The sequence below is a fragment of the Teichococcus vastitatis genome, from assembly GCF_003604215.1.
In the GTDB taxonomy this organism is placed as follows: domain Bacteria; phylum Pseudomonadota; class Alphaproteobacteria; order Acetobacterales; family Acetobacteraceae; genus Pseudoroseomonas; species Pseudoroseomonas vastitatis.
In genome coordinates this window covers 245,819-268,535 of the sequence record NZ_QXGS01000004.1, presented here as the reverse complement: position 1 = coordinate 268,535, position 22,717 = coordinate 245,819, and the positions used below count along the sequence as shown (strand labels likewise).

General features: G+C 70.6%; 23 protein-coding genes and 1 tRNA gene. 14 read left to right on the top strand and 10 right to left on the bottom strand.

Annotation, left to right across the window (positions count from 1 at the left end):
* From D2K64_RS09130 to D2K64_RS09095, 8 genes are all read left to right on the top strand, one after another.
* On the top strand, positions 1–2,400 hold the full coding sequence (locus D2K64_RS09130) for a putative bifunctional diguanylate cyclase/phosphodiesterase (protein WP_120008031.1): 2,400 nt from the start codon (positions 1–3) through the stop codon (positions 2,398–2,400).
* 64 nt (positions 2,401–2,464) lie between these two features.
* Complete coding sequence (locus D2K64_RS09125; RefSeq protein WP_120008030.1) at positions 2,465–2,773, top strand: AtpZ/AtpI family protein; 309 nt, start codon at positions 2,465–2,467, stop codon at positions 2,771–2,773.
* A gap of 116 nt (positions 2,774–2,889) precedes the next feature.
* A complete protein-coding gene (locus D2K64_RS09120; RefSeq protein WP_120008029.1) occupies positions 2,890–3,645 on the top strand; it encodes a F0F1 ATP synthase subunit A in 756 nt (251 codons plus the stop codon).
* An 87-nt stretch (positions 3,646–3,732) separates the two neighbouring features.
* Positions 3,733–3,960 carry an ATP synthase subunit C family protein gene (locus tag D2K64_RS09115; RefSeq protein WP_076959667.1) on the top strand — a complete coding sequence of 76 codons (228 nt, stop codon included), beginning with the start codon at positions 3,733–3,735 and terminating at the stop codon, positions 3,958–3,960.
* Between the two features lie 71 nt (positions 3,961–4,031).
* Positions 4,032–4,652: a F0F1 ATP synthase subunit B family protein gene (locus tag D2K64_RS09110; protein WP_238384101.1), complete on the top strand. Its 621-nt coding sequence runs from the start codon at positions 4,032–4,034 to the stop codon at positions 4,650–4,652.
* A gap of 12 nt (positions 4,653–4,664) precedes the next feature.
* Positions 4,665–5,171 (top strand): F0F1 ATP synthase subunit B family protein, encoded by a 507-nt coding sequence (locus tag D2K64_RS09105; protein ID WP_120008027.1) that lies wholly within the window; start codon positions 4,665–4,667, stop codon positions 5,169–5,171.
* A gap of 220 nt (positions 5,172–5,391) precedes the next feature.
* Complete coding sequence (gene metW, locus D2K64_RS09100; RefSeq protein ID WP_120008124.1) at positions 5,392–5,994, top strand: methionine biosynthesis protein MetW; 603 nt, start codon at positions 5,392–5,394, stop codon at positions 5,992–5,994.
* A 189-nt stretch (positions 5,995–6,183) separates the two neighbouring features.
* Positions 6,184–6,753, top strand: a complete 570-nt coding sequence (locus D2K64_RS09095) for a DUF421 domain-containing protein (protein WP_120008026.1) — start codon at positions 6,184–6,186, stop codon at positions 6,751–6,753.
* A gap of 40 nt (positions 6,754–6,793) precedes the next feature.
* Here D2K64_RS09095 and D2K64_RS09090 read toward each other — a convergent pair whose 3' ends face one another.
* Complete coding sequence (locus tag D2K64_RS09090) at positions 6,794–7,900, bottom strand: DSD1 family PLP-dependent enzyme (protein ID WP_120008025.1); 1,107 nt, start codon at positions 7,898–7,900, stop codon at positions 6,794–6,796.
* A gap of 189 nt (positions 7,901–8,089) precedes the next feature.
* Between D2K64_RS09090 and D2K64_RS09085 the strand changes: the two genes are divergently transcribed.
* Positions 8,090–8,989: a DMT family transporter gene (locus D2K64_RS09085; RefSeq protein ID WP_202910598.1), complete on the top strand. Its 900-nt coding sequence runs from the start codon at positions 8,090–8,092 to the stop codon at positions 8,987–8,989.
* A 55-nt stretch (positions 8,990–9,044) separates the two neighbouring features.
* On the opposite strand, the gene D2K64_RS09080 is transcribed toward D2K64_RS09085, so the two are convergent.
* The 8 genes from D2K64_RS09080 to D2K64_RS09045 all read right to left on the bottom strand — a co-directional run bounded on the left by D2K64_RS09080 (position 9,045) and on the right by D2K64_RS09045 (position 17,611).
* Positions 9,045–9,479, bottom strand: coding sequence for a GFA family protein (locus D2K64_RS09080; protein ID WP_120008023.1), 435 nt, complete (start codon positions 9,477–9,479; stop codon positions 9,045–9,047).
* Positions 9,480–9,808: 329 nt separating this feature from the next.
* The gene (pgmG, locus tag D2K64_RS09075) at positions 9,809–11,221 is read right to left on the bottom strand and encodes a phosphoglucomutase/phosphomannomutase PgmG (RefSeq protein WP_120008021.1); all 1,413 of its coding nucleotides are present in this window, start codon (positions 11,219–11,221) and stop codon (positions 9,809–9,811) included.
* A 14-nt stretch (positions 11,222–11,235) separates the two neighbouring features.
* Entirely contained in the window at positions 11,236–12,540 is a 1,305-nt protein-coding gene (locus D2K64_RS09070) for a UDP-glucose dehydrogenase family protein (RefSeq protein ID WP_120008019.1), read from the bottom strand.
* 9 nt (positions 12,541–12,549) lie between these two features.
* Positions 12,550–13,419, bottom strand: a complete 870-nt coding sequence (galU, locus tag D2K64_RS09065; RefSeq protein ID WP_120008017.1) for a UTP--glucose-1-phosphate uridylyltransferase GalU — start codon at positions 13,417–13,419, stop codon at positions 12,550–12,552.
* Between the two features lie 124 nt (positions 13,420–13,543).
* Entirely contained in the window at positions 13,544–14,290 is a 747-nt protein-coding gene (locus D2K64_RS09060; RefSeq protein ID WP_120008015.1) for a J domain-containing protein, read from the bottom strand.
* Between the two features lie 6 nt (positions 14,291–14,296).
* The gene (locus tag D2K64_RS09055) at positions 14,297–15,001 is read right to left on the bottom strand and encodes a vWA domain-containing protein (RefSeq protein WP_120008013.1); all 705 of its coding nucleotides are present in this window, start codon (positions 14,999–15,001) and stop codon (positions 14,297–14,299) included.
* Between the two features lie 174 nt (positions 15,002–15,175).
* Complete coding sequence (locus D2K64_RS09050; RefSeq protein ID WP_120008011.1) at positions 15,176–17,437, bottom strand: NADP-dependent malic enzyme; 2,262 nt, start codon at positions 17,435–17,437, stop codon at positions 15,176–15,178.
* Positions 17,438–17,528: 91 nt separating this feature from the next.
* Positions 17,529–17,611 (bottom strand) — tRNA-Leu (locus D2K64_RS09045).
* A gap of 36 nt (positions 17,612–17,647) precedes the next feature.
* Here D2K64_RS09045 and lipB point away from each other — a divergent pair.
* The 5 genes from lipB (at position 17,648) to D2K64_RS09020 (ending at position 21,929) form a co-directional block, all read left to right on the top strand.
* Positions 17,648–18,340, top strand: a complete 693-nt coding sequence (gene lipB / locus D2K64_RS09040; RefSeq protein ID WP_120008009.1) for a lipoyl(octanoyl) transferase LipB — start codon at positions 17,648–17,650, stop codon at positions 18,338–18,340.
* Positions 18,341–18,377: 37 nt separating this feature from the next.
* Complete coding sequence (locus D2K64_RS09035; RefSeq protein ID WP_238384100.1) at positions 18,378–18,755, top strand: NIPSNAP family protein; 378 nt, start codon at positions 18,378–18,380, stop codon at positions 18,753–18,755.
* On the top strand, positions 18,736–19,122 hold the full coding sequence (locus D2K64_RS09030) for an antibiotic biosynthesis monooxygenase family protein (RefSeq protein ID WP_120008007.1): 387 nt from the start codon (positions 18,736–18,738) through the stop codon (positions 19,120–19,122). The genes D2K64_RS09035 and D2K64_RS09030 overlap by 20 nt, the downstream gene beginning before the upstream one ends.
* 125 nt (positions 19,123–19,247) lie before the next feature.
* Positions 19,248–20,309, top strand: coding sequence for an Ldh family oxidoreductase (locus D2K64_RS09025; protein ID WP_120008005.1), 1,062 nt, complete (start codon positions 19,248–19,250; stop codon positions 20,307–20,309).
* A 66-nt stretch (positions 20,310–20,375) separates the two neighbouring features.
* Positions 20,376–21,929 (top strand): UxaA family hydrolase, encoded by a 1,554-nt coding sequence (locus tag D2K64_RS09020; RefSeq protein ID WP_202910597.1) that lies wholly within the window; start codon positions 20,376–20,378, stop codon positions 21,927–21,929.
* Positions 21,930–21,963: 34 nt separating this feature from the next.
* Here the strand turns inward: D2K64_RS09020 and D2K64_RS09015 are convergent, their stop codons facing one another.
* Positions 21,964–22,707, bottom strand: a complete 744-nt coding sequence (locus tag D2K64_RS09015) for an alpha/beta hydrolase (protein WP_120008121.1) — start codon at positions 22,705–22,707, stop codon at positions 21,964–21,966.
* Between the last annotated feature and the right edge of the window lie 10 nt (positions 22,708–22,717).

The window sequence follows — 22,717 nt, the reverse complement described above, 5'->3', positions numbered from 1 at the left end:
ATGCGCGAATGGCTCGTCCCCTGGCGTGCCGCGTCCGAGGGCGGCGTGGTGCGGCCGCCGCGCAAGCTCTGGCTCGGCCTTGCCGCGTTGTTGTTCTTCCTGTCGGTCGGCGTGTCGTTCGGCTTCATCGCCACGCAATACCGGCGCGAGGTGATGATCGAGCGGACCGGCATGTGGCTGACCGGCCAGGCCAGCATCGAGGCGGCCCGCTTCAACACCGTGCTGACGCAGTTCCAGGGCGGCCAGGCGCCCGGCTGGCGGCTGTCCGAGCGGTTCGAGATCCTCTACAGCCGCGTCAAGCTGCTGGACACGGTGCAGCCGGACAGCGACTCGCCGCAAATCACCCTGCTGCGCCAGATGCAGCCGGGCATGATGGAGCGGCTGGACACGCTGGATGCCGAGCTGACGGCGCTGCTCGGCGGCGACCGCACCGTGCTGCCGCAGCTTGCCGCCACCTTTGCCGACCTGGAAGGGCAGCTCAGCGAGGCGGCGCGGCTGCTGCACAACCAGGCGCGCTATGCGCAGACCAGCGTGATCACCGGCATGCGCAGCCTGCAATGGGTGCTGCTGGCCTCGCTGGCCGGGCTGCTGCTCTCGGCGCTGCTGCTGGTGGCGCTGCTGATCGCCGAGGGGCGCCGGGCGCGCGCCATGCTGCAGCGCTCCCAGACCTCCGCCCGCAGCCAGGCCGAGGCCGAGCGGATGCTGCGCGCCCTGGTGGGCGGCGTGCCGGCGATGATCTCCGCCTTCGACCGCGAGGGCCGGTTCCTGTTCATCAACGATGCCATGGCCCGGTTCCACGGCGTGCGCGAGGCGGAGGTGATCGGCCACACCCCGGCCGAGCTGGGGCTGGAAGCCGGCGGCCGCGACCTGCTGGACTGGGCGCTGGGCAGCGCCGGTCCGACGCCGCACACCGAGCGCCGGGTGCGCAACCGCCAGGGCGAGCTGCGCACCCTGCTGGTCACCGGCATGGCGGTGGAGGGGGAGGAAGGCAAGCGCGGCCGGGTGGTGCTGGCGGCCCTCGACATCACCGACCGCAAGGAAGCGGAGGACCGGGTCCGCCACCTGGCCGAGCACGACCCGCTGACCGACCTGCCGAACCGGCTGCTCTACGCGGCGCGGCTGCGCGCCCGGCTGCGCCAGGCGCGCGACGGGCAGGGCGGCGACTTCGCCCTGCACCTGATCGACCTCGACCGGTTCAAGGCGATCAACGACAGCCTGGGCCATCCCACCGGCGACAAGCTGCTGCTGCTGGCGGTGGAGCGGATGCGGGCCTGCCTGCGGGCCGACGACCTGATCGCCCGCATCGGCGGCGACGAGTTCGCGGTGATCCAGGCCCAGGCGCGCGGCGCGGTCGACGCGGCGCGGCTGGCCGAGCGGCTGGTGCGCATCATGAGCGAACCCTTCGAGATCGATGGCTGCACCATCCGCTCGGGCGTCAGCATCGGCAGCGCGCTCGGCCTGCGCGACGGGCCCACCGTGGAGGCGCTGCAGCAGCGCAGCGACATGGCGTTGTACCGCGCCAAGGCCGAGGGGCGCGGCCGCGCCGTGCTGTTCGAGCCCGCGATGGAGGAGCTGCGCCGCAACCAGCGCATGCTGGAGGACGACCTGCGCTCGGCGCTGGAGCGCAACCAGCTCTACCTAGCCTACCAGCCGAAATACGGCCTGCTGGCCGACCGCGTGGTGGGCTGCGAGGCGCTGCTGCGCTGGGACCACGCGGTGCATGGGTCGATGAACCCGGCCCGCTTCGTGCCGGCGGCTGAGGAGGCCGGCTTCGCGCCGCTGCTGACCCGCAACGTGCTGGGCATGGTGTGCACGCAGATCCGCGCCTGGATGGCGGAGGGGCTGGAGATCCGGGTCGCCGTCAACATCTCGGCCACGCTGTTCGCCAGTGGCCAGGCGGTGCAGCTGGTGCGCGAGGCGCTGGCCAGCAGCGGCGTGCCGCCCCGTCTGCTGCAGATCGAGCTGACCGAGCAGGTGTTCATCGGCAACCCCGCCGCCGCGCGCGACGCCCTACAGGCGCTGCACGAGCTGGGCGTCACCACCGCACTGGACGATTTCGGCACCGGCTATTCCTCGCTCGGCTACCTGCAGCACCTGGCCTTCGACGTGCTGAAGGTGGACCGCACCTTTGTGCAGGACCTGAGCCGCGGTGACGGCAACAATTCCTCCTGGATCATCGAGACGATCCTGCGGCTGGCGCATGGCCTCGGCGCCGAGGTGGTGGCGGAGGGGGTGGAGACGCCCGAGCAGCTGGCGGTGCTGCGCGACCTCGGCTGCGACGCGGCGCAGGGCTTCCTGCTGGGGCGGCCGATGACGGCGGCGGCGCTGGCGGCGGCGTTTCGCGCCGCGCCGGGCGATCCGGCGGCGCTTCCGGTGATGGATGCGCTGCCCCGTTCTTGACACTGTATGACCGACGCCTTACGAGCCGGACAGCCTTCCGGCGGGGGGACCGCGGGAGCGAGGGTTGACCGAACGCGATGAATTCGACGAGCGCCTGAAGCAGGCCCGGCAACGCCGCGGCCTGGAGAAGGATGCCTCCGACTCCGGCGGGGTGGGCCAGGTTGGGCTGCCGGCCGGGGCGTTGCAGATCGGCCTGCGGGCGGGGATCGAGGTTGTCTCGGCCCTGATCGCGGGAGCAGGGCTCGGCTGGTTGTTGGACCGCTGGCTCGGCAGCTTTCCCTGGCTCTTCCTGGTGTTCTTCGTGGTGGGCGGCGTTGCCGGGGTGATGAACGTCTATCGACTGTTCAGCCCCCGGACGGGCGCCGGCAAGTAGGCGCCGCTTCGCGCCAGCAGAGGACCGGGCGGGTCGGCGTGGCCAGGAATGGCGGCGCCGCGAACCACGCCCAGCGGATCAGTCCGGGATGAACCGGGGAACACGGGAGAGCCGCAGTGGCTGCCGAAGGCAATACGATCGACGCCCTGAGCCAGTTCGAGCTGACCCACGCCTTCGGGCCAATCGGCGCGGCGGTGAACTTCACCCAGTCCAACGCGCACATGCTGATCGCGGCGGGTCTGGTCACGGCCATCATGATGCTGGGCATGGCGCCGCGCGCCATCGTGCCGGGCCGCTTCCAGGCGGTGGCCGAGACCTTCTACGAATTCGTCGAGAACCTGGTCGTCGGACAGATCGGCCATGAGGGGAAGCGCTACTTCCCGTTCGTGTTCGCGCTGTTCATGTTCGTGCTGTTCGGCAACGTGCTCGGGCTGTTCCCCTACGCCTTCACCTACACCAGCCACATCGCGGTCACCTTCGGGCTGGCCTTCCTGGTGTTCGTGGTGATCACCGTCGTGGCGCTGGCGCTGCACGGCAAAAAGTTCTTCGGCTATTTCTTTCCCGAGGGCGCGCCGATCTGGCTCGCCCCGATCATCGTGCCGGTCGAGGTGGTGTCCTACCTCTCGCGGCCGATCAGCCTTTCCGTCCGTCTGTTCGCCAACATGGTCGCCGGCCACGTGCTGCTGAAGGTGTTCGCCACCTTCGTGGTGCTGCTGGGCAGCCTGGGCGTGGTGGGCCCGTTCGTCGCGGCGCTTCCCCTGGCGGTCAACGTCCTCCTGATCGGGTTCGAACTCCTGGTGGCCTTTCTGCAGGCCTATGTGTTCGCCATCCTGACCAGCATCTACCTGCATGACGCGGTGCACCTGCACTGACGGGGTCAGTCCTCACAAAGGGACCACGTCCGTGCCGGAACCCGTTTCGGCGGACCCAACATCAGATCAGCGAAGGGATACACTCTGATGGAAATCGTGCTTGCTGCGAAGGCGATCGGCGCCGGTATTGCCGTTCTCGCCCTGTTCGGCGTCGGTCTGGCGCTGGGCAACATCTTCTCGACGCTGATCGCGTCCGTCGCCCGCAACCCCGCCTCGCGCGACACCGTGTTCCCGATCGGCATCCTGGGCTTCGCCCTGACGGAAGCCGTGGCGCTGTTCGCGCTGCTGATCGCCTTCCTGATCCTGTTCACCTGACACCGGCCGGGGCGCGGCGGAACCGCCGCGCCCCACCGGTTCCGGTTGCCGAATAAACAGGGATGCTGTTGATGAAGCCGGTTACTCTCGCAGGCATCTTGGCCCTGCTGTCCACCACCGCCGCGCATGCGGTCGAGGCCGCCGGTGGCGCCATGGAGGAATCCTCCTCGGGCGGCATGCCGCAGCTCGACTTCGCCAACCCGCTGATGCTGGCGCAGGTGATCTGGCTGCTGATCATCTTCGGCGTCTTCTACTACATCCTGTCGCATATCGCGCTGCCCCGCGTCGCCTCCGTGCTGGAGGAGCGCCGCAGCCGCATCGACGGCGACCTGGAAGCCGCCCGCGCCGCGAAGGCCGAGGCCGATGCGGCGGTCGCCGCGCACCAGGAGGCCACCGCGAAGGCCCGCCAGGACAGCCACGCCGCCATCACCGCCGCGAGCCAGTCCGCCCAGGCCGACGCCGCCGAGAAGGCCGCCGCGCTGAATGCCCGCCTGAACCAGCAGATCGCCAGCGCCGAGGCCCGCATCAACACCGCCCGCGACGCCGCCATGGGCGCGCTGCGCGAGGTGGCCACCGACACCGCCAATGCGCTGGTGGCGCGCCTGACCGGCCTGCGCAACGAGCCCGCCGTCGCCGCCGCCGTGCAGCGCGAACTGGTCGCCCAGGGCCACCCCCAGGCCGGCCAGGCGTAAGGAAGAGCCACGATGCACCATTACGAGCATTTCTGGCTGAACCCGGTCTTCTGGGTCGCCGTCTCCTTCGTCATCTTCGTGCTGCTGCTGGGCCGCACCCTGTGGAACAAGGCGACCGAGGCGCTGGATGCCCGCGCCGCCAAGATCCGCGCCGACCTCGATGAGGCCGCGCGGCTGCGCGCCGAGGCCGAGGCGATGCGCCGCCAGGCCGAGGCCGACCGCAAGGCCGCGCTGAGCGAGGCGGAGACGCTGATCGCCCGCGCCAAGACCGAGGCCGAGCGGCTGGCCGCCGCCACCGCCGCCGAGGCCGAGGCCGCCGCCCACCGCCGCGAGCGCATGGCCATGGACCGCATCCACGCCGCCGAGGCCTCCGCCCTGGCCGAGGTGCGCCAAGCCGCCGCCACCGTGGCCACCGCCGCGGCGCGTGAGGTGATCGCGCAGAACCTCGATGCGGATGCCGATGCCAGGCTGATCGATGCCGCCGTGGCCGATCTGCCGAAGGCGCTGCGCGCCGCCTGAGCGGGCCCGCACCGCCGACCGGGTTGCGCGGGGGCCGAGAGGCCCCCGTTCGCGTTTCCGGACCCATTCGCGTTTTCGGGTTGGGGCGGGGGCCTGCTGCGCGCGCGCGGCATTTGCCGTTGCCGGCCGCCGGGTCTATCGAGCCCGCAGCATCTGCCACCGGCCAGGATCACCCGCCTTGCCCGATACTCCGGCTCCGGTTCGCTTCGTCGCCAAGAACATGCGGCTCGACCTGCGGCTGATCGCCGAGATGATCACGCCGGGCGCCCGCGTGCTCGACATCGGCTGCGGCGACGGCGCGCTGCTGGAGCATCTGGAGCGCGAGAAGAACGCCGATGCGCGAGGCATCGAGATCGACATGGCGCAGGCGACGGCGGCGGTGGCCCAGGGCCTGGCGGTGATCCATGGCGATGCCGACAACGACCTCGCCTTCTATCCGGATGACGCCTTCGACTACGTGGTGCTGTCCCGCACCATCCATGCGGTGGAGAAGCCGCGCGAGGTGCTGCGGCAGATGCTTCGCATCGGCCGCCACGCCGTGGTCTCGTTTCCCAATTTCGGCCATTGGGAGGTGCGCATGCAACTGCTGCTGACCGGCCGCATGCCGATGACGCAGACCTGGGGCCGCCCCTGGCACGAGACGCCCAACATCCACCCCTGCACCATCCTGGATTTCGTGGATCTGTGCGAACAGGATGGCTACGCGGTGGAGCACTGGCTGGCGGTGGACGAGCACGGGCTGCAGGCCCCGTGGAAACGCTCCTTCCGGCTGGCCAACCTGTTCGGCGAGCAGGCCTTGTTTCTGCTGCGCCGCAAGGGGTGAGGTTGCCCTGCCGGTGCCCGTTCGCCGCGGCCGGCGCCCAGCTCGTGGGTCCGGGAATGTCTTCTCCGCCGACCGGGCCTCGGCCGCCGGGCGATCCGTGGCCGACCGTGCGCAACGCGCAGGCGCGCGCGACCTTCTGTCCTGACAAGGCCCGCCGCGAGCTGGCCTCCGAACGGATAGGAGAGGGCGATGTTTTTCGATGGCTGGTTCGGATTGCTGCGCGTGCTGGTGGTGGGCACCCTCGCCTATGCCGCCCTGGTGTTGCTGCTGCGGGTGTCGGGCAAACGGACGCTGGCCAAGCTGAACGCATTCGATCTGATCGTCACCGTGGCGCTCGGCTCCACCCTGGCCACGATTCTGCTCAGCGAATCGGTCGCACTGCTGGAGGGGCTGACCGCCTTCGCGCTGCTGGCCGGATTGCAGTACCTCGTTGCCTGGCTGTCGGTCCGGTCGCGGCGCTTTGGTGATCTGGTGAAGTCGGAGCCGACCTTGCTGTTGCACCGCGGGCGCTTCCTAGAGGGAGCCATGCGGGCCCAGCGGGTGACTCATCCGGAGATCCTGGCCGCGCTGCGCAGCTCGGGCGTGAGCGATGTGGCTCAGGCCGCCGCCGTGGTGCTGGAAACCGACGGCAGCCTCAGCGTTATCCAGGGTGCGGCCGGGGATGAGGGCCTCGGCACACTGGCCGGCATGAGTGCGGGAGCAAATGGCGGGCCGGCCCGCCCCCATCCTGGCGGCGTCGGCGCGCCCCGTTCCGGCTAGGTGAGCGGAACGGCGCCCGCGTGGCCGTTCGCTGCGGCCTTCACTGCATCATGCCGCGTGCCAGGATCGGCCACAGGCATTCCACCCGCCCCTGGCGGACGCCAACGAACCAGTCGTAGCGGTCGATGGTGGGATCGCAATGACCGGGCACCAGGCGCAGCTTCTCGCCCAGCTTCGGCGCCGCGCCGCCGGCGACCCGCAAAGTGCCGTGCTCGTCCGAGGCGCCGACATAGGCGAGGCCCGGCCGCTGCCACGGCCTTGCGAAGCCGGAATCGGTGGGCAGCGCCTTGTGCCCCGCATCCACCACGGCCAGTTCCGGCCGCGGCACGCTCATCACCTGCGCCAGCACGAACAGCGCGTGCCGGAAGGGTGGCGCGGCCTCGTTGGCGGCGTAGTCCGCATCCATGAAGGCGTAGGAGCCGGCCTGGATCTCGTTGTAGACGCCGCTGGCCGCTTCCAGGGGAAAGGTGCCGGTGCCGGCGCCGCCGACGATTTCGCAGGACAGCCCCTGCTGGCGCAGCTGCTCCACGGTGCGGCGGGTCTGCTCCACCGCGCGGCTGATGGCGGCGGCGCGGCCTTCCGAGGCCCGGATGTGCTGGGCGCTGCCGTGATAAGCCTGCAATCCGCCGAAGCGCAGATGCGGGCTGCCGGCGATCCGGCTGGCCAGCGCCACCGCCTCGGGGCCCGGCGCCACGCCGCAGCGGCCGGCGCCCACATCGATCTCCACCAGCACGGACAGGCGGAGGCCGGCGGCCTCGGCGGCCTGCTCGGCCAGGGTCACCGCCTCGTAATGGTCGGCGCAGAGGGCCACGCGGCTGATGCGCGACAGGGCGCAGAGCCGGGCCAGCTTGCGCGGCGCCACCACCTCGTTGGACACCAGGATGTCGGGCACGCCGCCCCAGGCCAACGCCTCGGCCTCGGCCACCTTCTGCACGCATTGCCCGACGGCGCCGCGGCGGATCTGCTGCAGCGCCACCACCGGCGACTTGTGCGTCTTGGCGTGCGCCCGCAGCCGCGTGCCGGTGGGCGCCAGATAGCCTGCCATGGCATCCAGATTGGCCTCGAATGCGTCGAGGTCGAGGATCAGCGCGGGGGTGTCGACCTCCTCCTCGCGCATGCCGGGTTCGGCGGGGGGTGGCTGCAGCATGGCGCGGACGCTCCGACAGGAAAACCGCTGCAGGGTAGGACGCGGGGTGCCGCGGTGCAAAAATGGCGTTTTGGGTGCAGTGCGGAATCACCCTCAACTTGGCCGTGAGAAAGCGCTTTAGATCGCGCGGCAGGGCCATGCCGATTCGCGGAGGCCCGCTGCCGCCGTGCCGCTTTTCTGGATACCCGCATGGAACCCGATGTGTTGAAGGGCGTGCTGCTCGCCTTTCTTGCCTATGCCGTTTTCGCCATCAGCGATGCCTCGGTGAAGCTGCTGGAAGGCACGCTGAACAGCTATGAGATCGTCTTCTGGGGCGCGCTGATGGGCTTCGTGATCCTGCCCCTGGTGCGCCGGCCCGGCGAGCGCTACCGCGACGTGTTCTCCGCCACCGACCGGCGGCTGTGGCTGATGCGCGCGGCGGCGGCCCTGGCAGGGAGCCTCGGCAGCGTCATGGCCTTCACTTGGCTGCCGATGGCCGAGGCCTTCGCGCTGTTGTTCCTGTTGCCCGCCTTTGTCACCATCCTGTCGGTGGTGTTCCTGAAGGAGCGGGTTGGCTGGCGGCGCTGGGGTGCGGTGGTACTCGGCTTCGCCGGCGTGCTGGTGGTGCTGCGTCCCGGCTTCCGCGAGATCAATCCCGGCCATGTCGGCGCGCTGGTGGGGGCGCTGGCCTCGGCGGTCACTATCGTGATGCTGCGCGCGCTGGGCGCCAGGGAGAAGCGGGTCTCGCTTTACGGCGCTGGGCTGATCGGGCCGCTGCTCGGCAGCCTCGCGATGATGGTTCCGGACTTCGCCTGGCCCAGCGCCGAGCAGTGGGTCTTTCTGCTCGGCTACGGGCTGCTGGTGGCGGCCGGCAACGCCTTGCTGATGCTGGCCTCCGGCCTGGCGCCGGCCAGCCTGGTGGCGCCGCCGCAATACAGCCAGATGGTCTGGGCGCTCGGCTTCGGCCATTGGGTGTTCCACGACACCCTGGATGCGCCGATGATCCTGGGCGTGGCCATCATCATCGCCGCCGGCGCCGTCACCTTTCTGCGGGAAAAGAAGCGCCAGCCGCGTGGCTGGCGGCGCAACCCGCTGATCCATCCGCAATAGCCCGGCGCCGACAGCCTGGTGCCTGGTGGGGAGCGGCCACCTGTTCTCCGAGGGGTCAGCCGGGCGGAGGCTCCGGAGGAGTCGCCGGCTGGCCCTCGCAGACGGGCAGGGCCGGGTCGAGCTTGGCCCAGGCCGGGGCGGAGGCGGCCCAGATGATGCTGGACGGGCCGCCGATCTCCCGGTCCTCCAGCGTGCCGACGCGCACCACCACGGTGTCGGGGCGGGCCTCGGCCTCGCTGAACAGATGCGTGCCGCAGCGGGCGCAGAAGCGGCGGCGCATGGTGTTGCCGCTGGCGGCTTGGCTGACATAGGCCGCGGGTTCCCCCTCCAGGGTCAGTCCGGCCCTGCGGAAGAAGGCGCCAACCGAGGCGTTGCCGCAGGCCAAGTACTGGCAGTCGCGGCACCAGCAGGTGCGCACCGCCAGCGGCTTGTGGTCGAAACGATACCGTATCGCGCCGCAGAAGCAGCGCCCGGACACCTGCTCGGTCATGGATGGTCTCTCCCTTCTGACCGGCGCAGGCTACACGGCGCTTCGTCCGGCCCGCCAGGGCCGCTCCTCGCGCGCAGGCGGGGCGGGAATCGCGCCGGCACGGCACCCGCGGGAGGGAATCAGGCGGGCGCTTCCCGATTTGTGGCACGCTAAGGGAGAAGCGTAATCCCGGCAGCACGGATCAGGATCGGCGGGGAGGTGCCGCGCAGTCCGGCGCGGCGACATACCGGCGCGGTGGCCGGGAGAACCCGGCGATGGCGGCGTGGCATCGCCGGAGGATCGGCGCGGCACGCCGCCATCGGGCGGCGCGCCGAACTGTCAGGCCGGGCTCAGTGCCCGGCATTCTCCCCGGAGAAATCCGGCGCGGCGAGGCCGGAGGCTTCCAGCTGCTCGGCCAGCAGCGCCTTCAGGCGCTCCAGCCCGTCTTCGGTCTTGGCCTCGGCACGGGCCACCAGCACCGCCTGGGTGTTGGACGCGCGCAGCAGCCACCAGCCATCCTCGGTCAGCACGCGCACGCCATCGACGTCCTGAACATTGGCGCCGGAGGTGGCGAGGCGACCCTTCACCTCCTGGATGACGCCGAACTTGCGCTCATCCGGGCAGTCGAAGCGCAGCTCGGGGGTGTTGATCACCTTGGGCAGCGCGTCGCGCATCTGCGCCAGGCTCTCGCCGGCGCGCGCCACGATGCCGAGCAGGCGGATGGCGGAGTAGGGCGCGTCGTCGAAGCCGTACCATTTGTCGGCGAAGAAGATGTGGCCCGACATCTCGCCGGCCAGCGGCGCCTTGGTCTCGGCCATCTTGGCCTTGATCAGGGAGTGGCCGGTTTTCCACATCAGCGGCGTGCCGCCGGCTTTCGCCACCTCGTCAAACAGCACCTGGGATGCCTTGACGTCGGCGATGATGGTGCCGCCCGGGTGCTGCTTCAGCACGTCGCGCGCCAGCACCACCAGCAGCTGGTCGCCGAACAGCATGTTGCCCTCGCCATCCACCGCGCCGATGCGGTCGGCATCGCCGTCGAAGGCGATGCCGAGATCCGCCCCGGTCTCGCGCACCTTGGCGATGATCTGCTCCAGATTCTTCAGAACCGTGGGGTCGGGATGGTGGTTCGGGAAATTGCCGTCGATCTCGCCATTGATGACGATGTGCTCGCCCGGCAGCTTGGCGGCGAGGCGCTGGGTGATGGCGGCGCCGGAGCCGTTGCCCGGATCCCACACCACCTTCAGCGCGCGGTCGCCGCCGTCGTAATCCTTCAGCAGGCGGGCGACATAGGCGTCCGACACGTCGATCTGCGTCGAGGAGCCGGATGCCTCGGCTACCACGTCTCCACCGGCGGCCATCTGGCCGATCTGCTGGATCTGCGCGCCGAAGAACGGCTTCTTGCCCAGCATCATCTTGAAACCGTTGTAGTTCGGCGGGTTGTGGCTGCCGGTGACCATCACGGCGCCGTCCGCCTTCAGCTCGTAGGAGGCGAAGTACAGCATCGGCGTCGGGCCGCAGCCGATGCGCGCGACCTCCAGGCCGCAGGCGACGAGGCCGGCGACGAGCTGCCCCTCGAGCTCGGGGGAGGACAGGCGGCCGTCATAGCCGACGGCGACCTTCTTGCCGCCCTCCCGCGCCACGATGCTGCCGAAGCAGCGGCCGATGGCGAAGGCGTCCTTGCCCGACAGGGTCTGGCCGATGATGCCGCGGATGTCGTATTCGCGCAGCGAGGTGGGGTGGAACTGATGGGTGAAGGCGGTCATCGGGGGTTCACCTTTTACGGACGGCCGATGGAGGAATAATCGAGCCCGGCCTCGCGCATGGCGACCGGGTCCCAGACGTTGCGGAGGTCGCAGATGACGCGGCCGCCCATGGCGGCCTTGAGCTTGCGCGGGGCGATGGCGCGGAACTCGTTCCATTCCGTCAGCACCACCAGGGCGTCCGCGCCGCGCGCCGCGCCCATGGCCGAGGCCGCGAACTCCACGGCGGCGGGCAGCGCCTGCCGGGCATGGGCCGGCTGCGGGTCATAGGCGGTGACGGAGGCCCCGGCCGCCACCAGCGCCGGCAGGATCACCAGCGACGGCGCGTCGCGCATGTCGTCCGTTTCCGGCTTGAAGGTGACGCCCAGCACCGCGATGCGCTTGCCCCGCACGTCGCCGCCGCAGGCGGCGATGATGCGCTCGGCCATCTGCGCCTTGCGCGCCTCGTTGGCGGCGATGGTCTGCTCGACGATGGTGGCCGGGGCGCCCAGCTCCTGCGCTGTGCGGGCGAGCGCCAGCGTATCCTTCGGGAAGCAGGAGCCGCCATAGCCCGGCCCGGCATGGAGGAATTTGCGGCCGATGCGGCCATCGAGCCCCATGCCGCGCGCCACGTCGTGGACGTTGGCGCCGGCCTTCTCGCAGATATCGGCCATCTGGTTGATGAAGGTGATCTTCACCGCGAGAAAGGCGTTGGCGGCGTATTTGATCAGCTCGGCCGTCTCGATCGAGGTCTGCACCACCGGCGTCTCGATCAGGTAGAGCGGGCGATAGAGACGCTTCAGCACCTTGGCCGCGCGCTCGCTCTCGACGCCGATCACCACGCGGTCCGGCCGCATGAAGTCGCCGATCGCGTTGCCCTCGCGCAGGAATTCCGGGTTGGAGGCGACATCGATCTCGAGGTCCGGCCGCGCCTCGCGGACGATGGCCTCCACCTTGCGGCCGGTGCCGACCGGCACGGTGGACTTGGTCACCAGCACCAGCGGGCCCTCGGCGGCGCGCGCCACCTGCTCGGCCGCGGCGAAGACGTAGGTCAGGTCGGCATGGCCGTCGCCGCGGCGGGTCGGGGTGCCGACCGCCAGGAACACCGCCTCGGCGCCGTGCAGCGCTTCCTGCAGGTCGGTGGTGAAGCTCAGCCGGCCATCCCCGGCATTCTCCGCCACCAGCCGGTCGAGGCCCGGCTCGTAGATCGGGATGCGGCCCTGGCGCAGCGCCTCGACCTTGTCGGCATCGGTGTCGACGATGCATACATCGACGCCGAACTCAGCAAAGCAAGCTCCGGAGACGAGGCCGACATAGCCGGCCCCGATCATGGCAATCCGCACCGTGCGGCCTCAGACGTATTTCGGCAGGAAGTCGTGCACGGCCTGGGCGATGTCCGGCCGCTGCAGCGCAAAGGCGATCTGCGCCTCCAGGAAGCCGACCTTGTCGCCGCAATCGAAGCGCCGGCCCTCGTAGCGCAGGCCGTGGAAGGGCTGGCTGCCGATCAGCTTGGCCATCGCGTCGGTGAGCTGGACCTCGCCGCCGGCGCCCTTCTCCATCTTCGACAGGTGCTGCAACACTTCCGGCATCAGCACGTAGCGGCCGATCACGGTGAGGTTGGAGGGCGCGTCCTCCGGCTTCGGTTTCTCCACCAGGCCCTTGACCGAGACCAGGCGGCCCTTGTCTTCCTGGATGTCCAGCACGCCGTACTTGTTGACGCGCTCCATCGGCACTTCCTCGACCGCCACGACGTTGCCGCCGGTCTCGCGATAGGCGTCGGCCAGCTGCTGCGTGCAGGAGGTCTTGCACAGCATCAGGTCGTCCGGCAGCAGGATGGCGAAGGGATCGTCGCCGATAAAGGAGCGGGCGCACCAGATGGCGTGGCCGAGGCCCATGGGAACCTGCTGGCGCACGGTGGTGATCGAGCCCGGCATCTGCGACTGGCGGCGCAGGTCCTCGAGGATGTCGAGCTTGCCGCGCTCCTGCAGGGTGCGCTCCAGCTCGTAGGCGACGTCGAAATGCTCGACGATCGCGGTTTTGCCGCGGCCGGTGACGAAGCAGAACTGATCGATGCCGGCGGCGCGCGCCTCCTCGACGGCGTACTGGATCAGCGGCTTGTCGACCACCGGCAGCATTTCCTTGGCCAGTGCCTTGGTGGCCGGCAGAAAGCGCGTGCCCAGCCCGGCGACGGGAAGAACGGCTTTCTTCAGGGGTTTGGTCACGCGGCTAGTCCTCCGAAGACACTAGGGTCGGCAATACGCGCATGGGAACGCAATCGCGCGGCAGAAGTAAGGCCGGCGGCTCCAGAATTGCCATGCACGCCGGCAAACGGCAATTCGCCGGTGCTCAGCGGGGCGAACTCTTTCGCGAAAGAAGTATATCACGGGCCGCGTTCAACCGTACGGCTTCATTTGCGTTGCCGCCGCGGTCCGGATGCGCCTGCGCCATCAGCCTTCGATGGACGGCCCGGATCTCGGTTTCCCCGGCCCCGTCCTCTAGGCCGAGCAACTCCAGGGCGGCGGCGCGGCTCATCGCCGCGTCGGAGGATCCGTTCCACGGTTCGCCGGACGAACCGCCGGGCCCCGCCCCCGAGGTTCCGCCGGGCGGCGCGGCGGCGCGCCAGTTCGGCCGCCCCCGATCCAGCCAGGCTTCCAGCAGCGGCACGCTCTCGGCGTCGGCGGCGCGGCATTCGGCCAGCAGCGCCAGGGCATCCTGGAGGTCCAGCTCGCCCAGCTCGCGGCCGGCGAAGCGCCCGCGCTTCACCTGGCCCGAGAACAGGCCGCTGGCATGGTCGAGCCGCATCGCCAGCGTCGCCGTCTCCACCCGGCTTTCCGCTCCGCCCGGGGCAGCGAAGCGCCCGGCATCGCGCCAGCGGCGCCACAGCCGCCAGCCCAGCGGTGCCACCCCCAGCAGCAACGGCATCGCCTGGGCGGCACGGCCGGTCAGCAGCAGCACCAGGAACACCCCGAGGCCCAGCCCCGCCAGCAGCCAGACCCCGGCGCGGCGCACCTGGGCGGGGCTGGCCAGCAGAAAGCCGCGCAGGCCGAAGCCCACCAGCAGCACCAGTCCCAGGATGCCCAGCAGCCACGGCATCGGCGCTCAGCCGGGCTTCGGCGCGGGCAGCTGCGCCAGCAAGCCGCGCGCCGCCGTACCGGGCAGGCGGGCCAGCGCCGCATGGCCGCCCGCGGCATACACCGCCACCGCCCGCAACAGGTCGCGCAGGGCGGCGGCGCTGCCCTCGTCCAGTGCCAGATGGGCGCCGCCCGAAAGCTTCGCCACCTGCCGCAGCACCTCCCGCGCGGTGCCGTCATGCCCTTCCTGGAAGGCGAAGACGGGCGTGCCGCGCAGCCCCAGCTCGCCGGCGGAATGGCACAGCGGGTCAGGCGGTTCCTCCACCGCGTCGCCCACGAACACCAGGGCCGCCACCCGCTCCCGCGCGGTTTCGTGCAGCGCATGCGCCAGCACACGGCCGATCTGCGTCCGGCCGCCCAGGCAGGCGAGGCCACCCATGCGCCGCGCCAGCTCGGCCGCGTCGGTCAGAAAAGGCGTGGCGGCGAATTCGCCATGGCCGCGGTAATAGGCGAGTTGGACAGCTATGCCGCCATGCGCCGCGGCGGCGGTGAACATCTCGGCCTGGAGATGGCAGGCGCGGTCCCAGCTGGGCTGCCGGCTGGCGGTGGCGTCGATGGCGAACACCAGCCGCGCCTGCCGCCGCGTGCCGGCATGCACCGCCGGCAGGGTTTCCACCTGCTGCAGGAAGGCGGCCACGGCGCCGGAAGCGGGACGGGCGGGAAGCTGGGCCATGCCGCCAACATGGCGTGGCCGGGCCGGGGCTGCCAGGGGCAGGATCCGGCAAAGGCCAGGGACGGGCTCCGCCAAAGCACCGCGCCGGGGGAAACCGGCGGCCGGGGGCGGAGAAGGCGGGCCTCCGCCCCAGGATCATTCCGCCGGCCGGCGGCGGTTGTCCGCGCGGGCTTCTCAGGCCTGGGTGGTGGCCACCGCCGTCAGGTTGGCGATGCCGCGCGCGGTGACGGAGGGCACCAGCACATGTACCGGCTTGCGCATGCCGAGCAGCACCGGCCCGATCTGCAGCCCGTCCGCCGCCGCCTTGACCAGGTTGTAGGCGATGTTGGCGGAATCCAGGTTGGGCAGCACCAGCAGGTTGGCGGCCTCGGTCAGCGGGCTGTCGCTCACCGCCTTCTCGCGGATCGCCTGCACCAGCGCCGCGTCGGCGTGCATCTCGCCATCCACCTCCAGCTCGGGCGACTGGGCTTTGATCAGCGCCAGCGCTTCGCGCATCTTGCGGGCCGAGGGGGCGTTGCTGGCGCCGAAGGAGGAATGCGACAGCAGCGCCGCCTTGGGATGCAGGCCGAAGGCGCGCACCTGCTCGGCGGCGAGCAGCGTCATCTCCGCCACCTGCTCCGCCGTGGGCTCCACCAGCAGGTGGGTGTCGACGAAGAACAGCGTGCCGGCCGGCAGGATCACGCCGGTCATGGCGTAGACGCGGCTGACGTCGTCGCGCTTGCCGATCACGTCATAGGCCTGGTGCCATTGCCGCATCCATTCGCCCTGGCCGCCGACCAGCGCGGCATCCACCTGCCCGGTTTCCAGCAGCAGGGCGGTGGCCGTCGCGGGGCGGGTGCGCACCACGCGTTCGCAGCTGTCGGCGGGCACGCCACGGCGGGCCACCTTGGCGCGGTACACCTCGACCAGCGGCCCGAACACCGCGTCATCCTGCGACGGGTCGAGCACGCGCACGCTTTCGGACAGGTCCATGCGCAGGCCCATGGCTTGCACCTTGGCCTCGATCACGGCGCGGCGGCCGACCAGCACCGGCTCGGCCAGGCCGTCATCCAGCACGGTCTGCACGGCGCGCAGCACGCGCTCATCCTCGCCCTCCGAATAGGCGATGCGCTTCGGCTGCTTGCGGGCGGCGAAGATCACCGGCCGCATCAGGTCGCCGGAGCGGTAGACGAAGCGCTCCAGTGTTTCCTTGTAGGTCGCGAAATCGGCGATCGGGCGCATCGCCACGCCGCTGTCCATCGCCGCGCGCGCCACGGCCGGCGCGATCTCCAGGATGAGGCGCGGATCGAAGGGCTTGGGGATGATGTAGTCGGGGCCGAACACCGGCGCGGAGCCGCCATAGGCCGCGGCCACCACCTCCGACGCCTCGATGCGGGCGAGGCGGGCGATCGCCTCCACGGCGGCCACCTTCATCGCCTCGTTGATGGTGGTGGCGCCGGCATCCAGCGCGCCGCGGAAGATGAACGGAAAGCAGAGGACGTTGTTGACCTGGTTCGGATAATCCGAGCGGCCGGTCGCCACGATGGCGTCGGGGCGCACGGCGCGCACCGCCTCGGGCAGGATCTCCGGCTCCGGATTGGCCAGCGCCAGCACCAGGGGGCGCGGCGCCAGCTTGGGCAGCCATTCGGGGCGCAGCACGCGCGGGGCGGAGAGGCCCAGGAACACGTCGGCGCCGGGCAGAGCGTCCTCCAGGGTGCGTTCCGCCGTGTCGCGGGCGTAGCGGTCCTTGTAGGGGTCCATCAGCTCGGGGCGGCCGACATACACCACGCCCTTGATGTCGGTGACGGTGATGTTCTCGCGGCTCGCGCCCATCGCCACCAGCAGGTCGAGGCAGGCCAGGGCCGCGGCGCCGCCGCCGGAAGTGACGATCTTGACCTCGGCGAGGCTCTTGCCCTGCAGCAGCAGCCCGTTGCGCACGGCGGCGGCGACGATGATGGCGGTGCCGTGCTGGTCGTCATGGAAGACCGGGATCTTCATGCGCTCGCGCAGCGTCTGCTCGATGACGAAGCACTCGGGCGCCTTGATGTCCTCGAGGTTGATGGCGCCGAAGGAGGGCTCCAGCACCGCCACCGCGTCGATGAATTTCTGCGGGTCGCGCTCCTCGACCTCCAGGTCGATGGAATCGATGCCGGCGAACTTCTTGAAGAGGACCGCCTTGCCTTCCATCACCGGCTTCGAGGCCAGCGCGCCGATGGCGCCGAGGCCGAGCACGGCGGTGCCGTTGGTGATCACCGCGACCATGTTGCCGCGGGCGGTCATCTCATAGGCGCATTGCGGATCGGCGACGATGGCTTCGCAGGCAGCGGCGACGCCGGGCGAATAGGCCAGGGCGAGGTCGCGCTGCGTCGCCATGCGCTTGGTGGCCTCGACACTCAGCTTTCCCGGGCGGGGGAGCCGGTGGTAGTCCAGCGCGGCCTTGCGAAAATCCTCGTCCATCAGGCACCTCCAGCCCCGGACGATGACGGAGCCGGCAACGGGCCGCAAGGGACCTGGGACCGGGTGGCAAGCGGGGCGATTAGGGGATATATGCGGCCAAGAAGATTCGAACTTCCACGGGGTTGCCCCCACCAGCACCTCAAGCTGGCGCGTCTACCATTCCGCCATGGCCGCACAGGTCAGTAACAGGCAGGGCCGGGCGTATAGCCGATGATCACGGAAACAACAACTCCCTCCACCGCGACCGGGGCCGATATTTCTCCCCCATCCCCCGAGTGGCGGGTGGCCGAGGGCCTCACCGATTACCCGGCGGCGCTGGAGCAGATGCGCGCCCACGCCGCCGCCATCCGCGCCGAAGGGGCGCCGGAGCGGATCTGGCTGGTGGAGCACCCGCCGACCTACACCGCCGGCACCTCCTCCACGCCGGAGGGGCTGGTGGACCCGCGCTTTCCGGTGTTTCAGGCCGGGCGCGGCGGGCAATGGACCTATCACGGCCCGGGGCAGCGCACCGCCTATGTGATGCTGGACCTCGACCGGCCGCACGGCACGGTGCCGGCGCGCGACATCCGCGCCTTCGTGCACGGGCTGGAGGAATGGATCATCCGCGCGCTGGATCGCTTCAACGTGCGCGGCGAGCGGCGCGAAGGGCGGGTCGGCATCTGGGTCGACGAGGGCGGCGGGCGGGAAAACAAGATCGCCGCCATTGGCGTGCGCGTCACCCGCTGGGTCAGCTGGCACGGCATCGCGCTGAACGTGGAGCCGGACCTGGCGCATTTCGCCGGCATCATTCCCTGCGGCATCCGGCAGCATGGCGTCACCAGCCTCTGGGCGCTGGGCCTGACGCCCAGCATGGAGGAGGTGGATTCGGCCCTGAAATCGGCCTGGGCGGAGGTGTTCGGCTGACGCTTCGGCCGGCGCCGAAGCATCGCCGCGGCGGGCGGTGATACGGCTCGGCCCTTCCCCGCAGGGCTGTTGCCATGATCACCTGCTTTATCCGCGACCGCATCGTCCGCGCCGCGTCGCCGATTTCGAGACCTATGCCCGCAACTGGAAACAGGCCATTCCGCGCTGCGGCGCCGACCTCATCGGCTACTTCGCGCCGCATGAGGGCTCGGCGACCACGGCCTGCGGGGTGTATTCCCTGCCCAGCCTCGCCGCGTATGAGGAATGCCGTGCCAGGCTGTGGCAGGATCCGCTGGGGCGGCAGAATGACGCCTTTGCCCGGCGCGAAGGCTTTATCCGGCGCGAGGACCGGCTGTTCCTGAGCTTGGCCTCGGCGCCGCATGGGGAGTGCATCGATGATCGCGGTGATCTTTGAGCTGAAGCCGGCGCCGGGGCGGGAAAGCCGCTACCTCGATCTCGCGGCGGCGCTGCGGCCGGAGCTGGACGAGCTGGACGGCTTCATCTCCATCGAGCGGTTCCGCAGCCTGTCCGATCCGGACAAGCTGCTGTCGCTGTCCTTCTGGCGCGACGAGGCGGCGGTGGCGGGCTGGCGCAACCGCATCCATCACCGCGAAGCCCAGGCGGAGGGACGTGGCGGCGTGCTGTCCTTCTACCGCCTCCGCGTCGCCGCCGTGCTGCGCGACTACGGGCTGGAAGAGCGGGCGGAGGCGCCCGCCGACAGCCGTGCCCGGCACGACGCCCACCCTGACCAGAACCGCGATGGCGAGAGCTCTCATGACTGAGCCGCGAGCCTGCTCCGCGTTGCGGCTCCCCGCACCCCGTGCGATCATCCGATGAGTGGGATGAAACAGGATCAGGGGTCCAGGATGCAGCATCTGTTGAACCGTGCCCGGGGTGGAGCGCGGGCATGAGCGGGGCGCCGCGCTTCGAGGCCTCCGCGCTGACCACGGCCGCCGCCGGCATCTTCGCCGCCGCCGGGGTGGAGGCCGGCAAAGCCAGGGTCATGGCCGAGGTGCTGGTGGAGTCCGACCTGATGGGGCACGTCACTCACGGCCTCGGGCTGATGCCGAAATACATGGACGAGATCACCGCCGGCCGGATGCGCAAGGACGGCGAGCCCGAGGTGCTGTCCGACCGCGGCGCCGCCATCACCTGGGACGGGCGCGCCCTGCCGGGCGGCTGGCTGACCATGAAGGCGCTGGACCTCGCCACCGAGCGGGCGAAGCAATACGGCACCTGCTCGGTCGCCATCGCGCGGTCGCAGCATATCGGCTGCCTGGCGGTGTACCCGGCGCGGGCCGCCGAGCGCGGCCTGATGTGCCTGCTGTATTCCTCGGCCCCCGGCACCGCCAGCGTGGCGCCGTTCGGCGCGAAGCAGGGCGTGTATTCGCCGAACCCCTTCGCCGCCGGCTACCCCACGGATGAGGCGCCGGTGGTGACCGACATCAGCGCCTCCATCACCACCAACAACATGAGCCTGCGGCTGGCCGGCCGCGGCGAGCGTTTCCCCGAGAAGTGGCTGCTGGATGCCGAGGGCAACCCGACCGACGACCCGAACGCCATCAAGCAGGGTGGCACCATCCTGCCGGCCGGCGGGCTGGATCACGGGCAGAAGGGCTATGGCTGGGCGCTGGTGACCGAGGCGCTGACGCAGGGCCTGCCCGGCTATGGCCGCGCCGATGGCGATGCCGCCGGCATGATGGCCGGGGTGTTCCTGCAGGTGATCGATCCGGATGCCTTCGCCGGCCTCGGCGCCTTCACCCGGCAGACCGGCCACACCGCCGCCGCCTGCCGCGCCGCCGCGCCGCGGCCGGGCCTGCCGCCGGTGCGGCTGCCCGGCCAGAAGGGGCTGAAGCTGCGCGAGGCGGCGCTGGCCGGGGGCGTCGAGCTGGCGCCCGGCATCCTGGAAGCGCTGCAACCGATCGCCGCGCACTATGCGGTGGAACTGCCGGCGCCGCTGGCCGCCTGACCCGAACAACCGCCGGGGCACGGGCCCCGGCGTATCGAACAAGCAAGAACAGAGGACGTCCTGCCCATGTCCATGATCGACCTCGCGGCCAAGCGCCTGAACGGCCCGGTGATCCGCCTGCACCCGAACGACAACGTGGTGGTGGCGCGCGTGCCCGTGGAGCCCGGCACCTCCATTCCCGGCGAGAACATCGTGGCGCGGGAAGCGGTGCAGGCCGGCTACAAGATCGCCACGCGGCACCTGCGCCGTGGCGAGCCGATCCTGAAGTACAACGTCACCATCGGCTTCGCCGCGGACGACATGCCGGCCGGCACCATGCTGCACGGCCACAACATCGCCTTCACCGAATTCGACCGCGACTACGCCATTGGCGCCGATTACGAGCCGTTGCAGATGGTGCCCGAGGCCGAGCGCGCCACCTTCCAGGGCATCGTGCGGGAGGATGGCCGCGTCGGCACGCGCAATTTCATCGCCATCCTCGCCACGGTGAACTGCTCGGCCACGGTGGTGCAGAACATCGCCGACCATTTCACCGCCGAGCGGCTGGCCGAGTTCCCCAATGTGGATGGCGTCGCCGCCTTCACCCACAGCACCGGCTGCGGCATGGAGTTGTCGGGCGAGCCGATGCAGCTGCTGCGCCGGACGCTGGCCGGCTATATCCGCCATCCCAACGTCGCCGCCGTGCTGGTGATCGGCCTGGGCTGCGAGCGCAACCAGATCACCGGGCTGATGCAGGAGCACGGGCTGTCTGCCGGGCCGAAGCTGCGCCATTTCACCATGCAGGACACCGGCGGCACGCGGAAAAGCATCGATGCCGGCGTCGCCGTGGTGCGCGAGATGCTGGCCGAGGCCAACCAGGTCACGCGGCAGACCGTGCCGGCCAGCCACATCATGGTGGGGCTGCAATGCGGCGGCTCGGACGGGTTCTCCTCGATCACGGCCAACCCGGCGCTGGGCCATGCGATGGACATCCTGACCCGGCATGGCGGCACCGCCATCCTGTCCGAAACGCCGGAGATCTACGGCGTCGAGCACACGCTGACCCGCCGTGCCGCCAGCCAGGAAGTCGGCGAGAAGCTGATCGAGCGCATCCGCTGGTGGAAGGACGAATACGCCGCCGGCCGCGACACCCAGATCAACGGCGTGGTCAGCCCCGGCAACCAGGCCGGCGGGCTGGCCAACATCTTCGAGAAGTCGCTCGGCTCCTCCATGAAGGGCGGCACCGGGCCGCTGGTCGAGGTGTACAAATACGCCGAGCCGGTGACCAAGCCTGGCTTCGTGTTCATGGACAGCCCGGGCTTCGACCCCGTCTCGGCCACCGGGCAGGTGGCGGGCGGCGCCAACGTGATCTGCTTCACCACCGGCCGCGGCTCGATGTTCGGCTGCCGCCCGGCGCCTTCGGTGAAGCTGGCCACCAACACGCCGATGTTCCGCCGGCTGGAGGAGGACATGGACATCAATTGCGGCGAGGTGCTGGACGGCACCAAGAGCCTGCAGGAGATGGGTCAGGCGATCTTCGAGCACATCCTGCGCGTCGCCTCCGGCGAGAAGACCAAGAGCGAGGACCTCGGCGTCGGGCGGCATGAATTCGCCCCCTGGCAGATCGGCATCACCGGCTGAGGGTGGTGGGCGGAAGCCATCGGGCTTCCGCCGTTCAGCCCGCCAGCTCCGCCACCGCAGCTTCGATCAGCGCCAGCTCCTGCGGCCGGGACAACCGGTGGTCGCCATCCTTGACCAGGGTGATCCGCACGTCGTCGGTGGTGAGGCGGGCGGCGATGTCGGGCGCGAAGTGCCAGGGCACCTCGGCGTCCCGCAGACCCTGCAGCAGCCGCACCGGCCGGTTGAGCGGGATCGGCGCATCCAGCAGCAGGTGGCGTCGCCCGTCCTCGATCAGCCGGCGGGTCAGCGGCACTGGCGGGCCATAAGGGCTGGGCGCCATCAGCACGCCGTCGCGTTCCAGCACGGCGCGGTGCTCGGCCGAGAAGTTCGGCCACATCAGCTTCTCGGTGAAGTCGGGCGCGGCGGCGATGCCGACCAGGGCATGGACGCGGTCCGGCATGCGGCGCGCCAGCAGCAGCGCGATCCAGCCGCCCATGGAGGAGCCGACCAGGATCTGCGGCCCGTCCGTCAGCCGCTGCAGCAGCACGGCGGCATCTTCGGCCCAGTCGCCGATCGCGCCATCCTCGAAGCGGCCGCCGCTGATGCCGTGCCCGGCATAGTCGAAGCGCAGGAAGGCCCGGCTCTGCGCCGCGCACCAGTCGCGCAGCGCCAGGGCCTTGGTGCCTTCCATGTCCGAGCGGAAGCCGCCCAGGAACACCACGCCGGGCCCCCGGCCGGGCAGCCGCGCCCAGGCCAGGTCGACCCCGCCGCGGTTCAGCCGCCCGGTCTCCTCGGCCATCCCCCGGGAG

Coding starts and splice junctions, on each gene's coding strand:
- D2K64_RS09110 (WP_238384101.1), top strand. CDS start 4,032: ATGAAGCCGGTTACTCTCGCAGGCATCTTGGCCCTGCTGTCCACCACC.
- D2K64_RS09060 (WP_120008015.1), bottom strand. CDS start 14,290: ATGCCGTGGCTGCTGGGCATCCTGGGACTGGTGCTGCTGGTGGGCTTC.
- D2K64_RS09085 (WP_202910598.1), top strand. CDS start 8,090: ATGGAACCCGATGTGTTGAAGGGCGTGCTGCTCGCCTTTCTTGCCTAT.
- D2K64_RS09105 (WP_120008027.1), top strand. CDS start 4,665: ATGCACCATTACGAGCATTTCTGGCTGAACCCGGTCTTCTGGGTCGCC.
- D2K64_RS09025 (WP_120008005.1), top strand. CDS start 19,248: ATGAGCGGGGCGCCGCGCTTCGAGGCCTCCGCGCTGACCACGGCCGCC.
- D2K64_RS09020 (WP_202910597.1), top strand. CDS start 20,376: ATGTCCATGATCGACCTCGCGGCCAAGCGCCTGAACGGCCCGGTGATC.
- D2K64_RS09090 (WP_120008025.1), bottom strand. CDS start 7,900: ATGCTGCAGCCACCCCCCGCCGAACCCGGCATGCGCGAGGAGGAGGTC.
- D2K64_RS09080 (WP_120008023.1), bottom strand. CDS start 9,479: ATGACCGAGCAGGTGTCCGGGCGCTGCTTCTGCGGCGCGATACGGTAT.
- D2K64_RS09030 (WP_120008007.1), top strand. CDS start 18,736: ATGATCGCGGTGATCTTTGAGCTGAAGCCGGCGCCGGGGCGGGAAAGC.
- D2K64_RS09130 (WP_120008031.1), top strand. CDS start 1: ATGCGCGAATGGCTCGTCCCCTGGCGTGCCGCGTCCGAGGGCGGCGTG.
- D2K64_RS09055 (WP_120008013.1), bottom strand. CDS start 15,001: ATGGCCCAGCTTCCCGCCCGTCCCGCTTCCGGCGCCGTGGCCGCCTTC.
- lipB (WP_120008009.1), top strand. CDS start 17,648: ATGATCACGGAAACAACAACTCCCTCCACCGCGACCGGGGCCGATATT.
- D2K64_RS09050 (WP_120008011.1), bottom strand. CDS start 17,437: ATGGACGAGGATTTTCGCAAGGCCGCGCTGGACTACCACCGGCTCCCC.
- D2K64_RS09015 (WP_120008121.1), bottom strand. CDS start 22,707: ATGGCCGAGGAGACCGGGCGGCTGAACCGCGGCGGGGTCGACCTGGCC.
- pgmG (WP_120008021.1), bottom strand. CDS start 11,221: ATGACCGCCTTCACCCATCAGTTCCACCCCACCTCGCTGCGCGAATAC.
- D2K64_RS09095 (WP_120008026.1), top strand. CDS start 6,184: ATGTTTTTCGATGGCTGGTTCGGATTGCTGCGCGTGCTGGTGGTGGGC.
- D2K64_RS09115 (WP_076959667.1), top strand. CDS start 3,733: ATGGAAATCGTGCTTGCTGCGAAGGCGATCGGCGCCGGTATTGCCGTT.
- metW (WP_120008124.1), top strand. CDS start 5,392: ATGCGGCTCGACCTGCGGCTGATCGCCGAGATGATCACGCCGGGCGCC.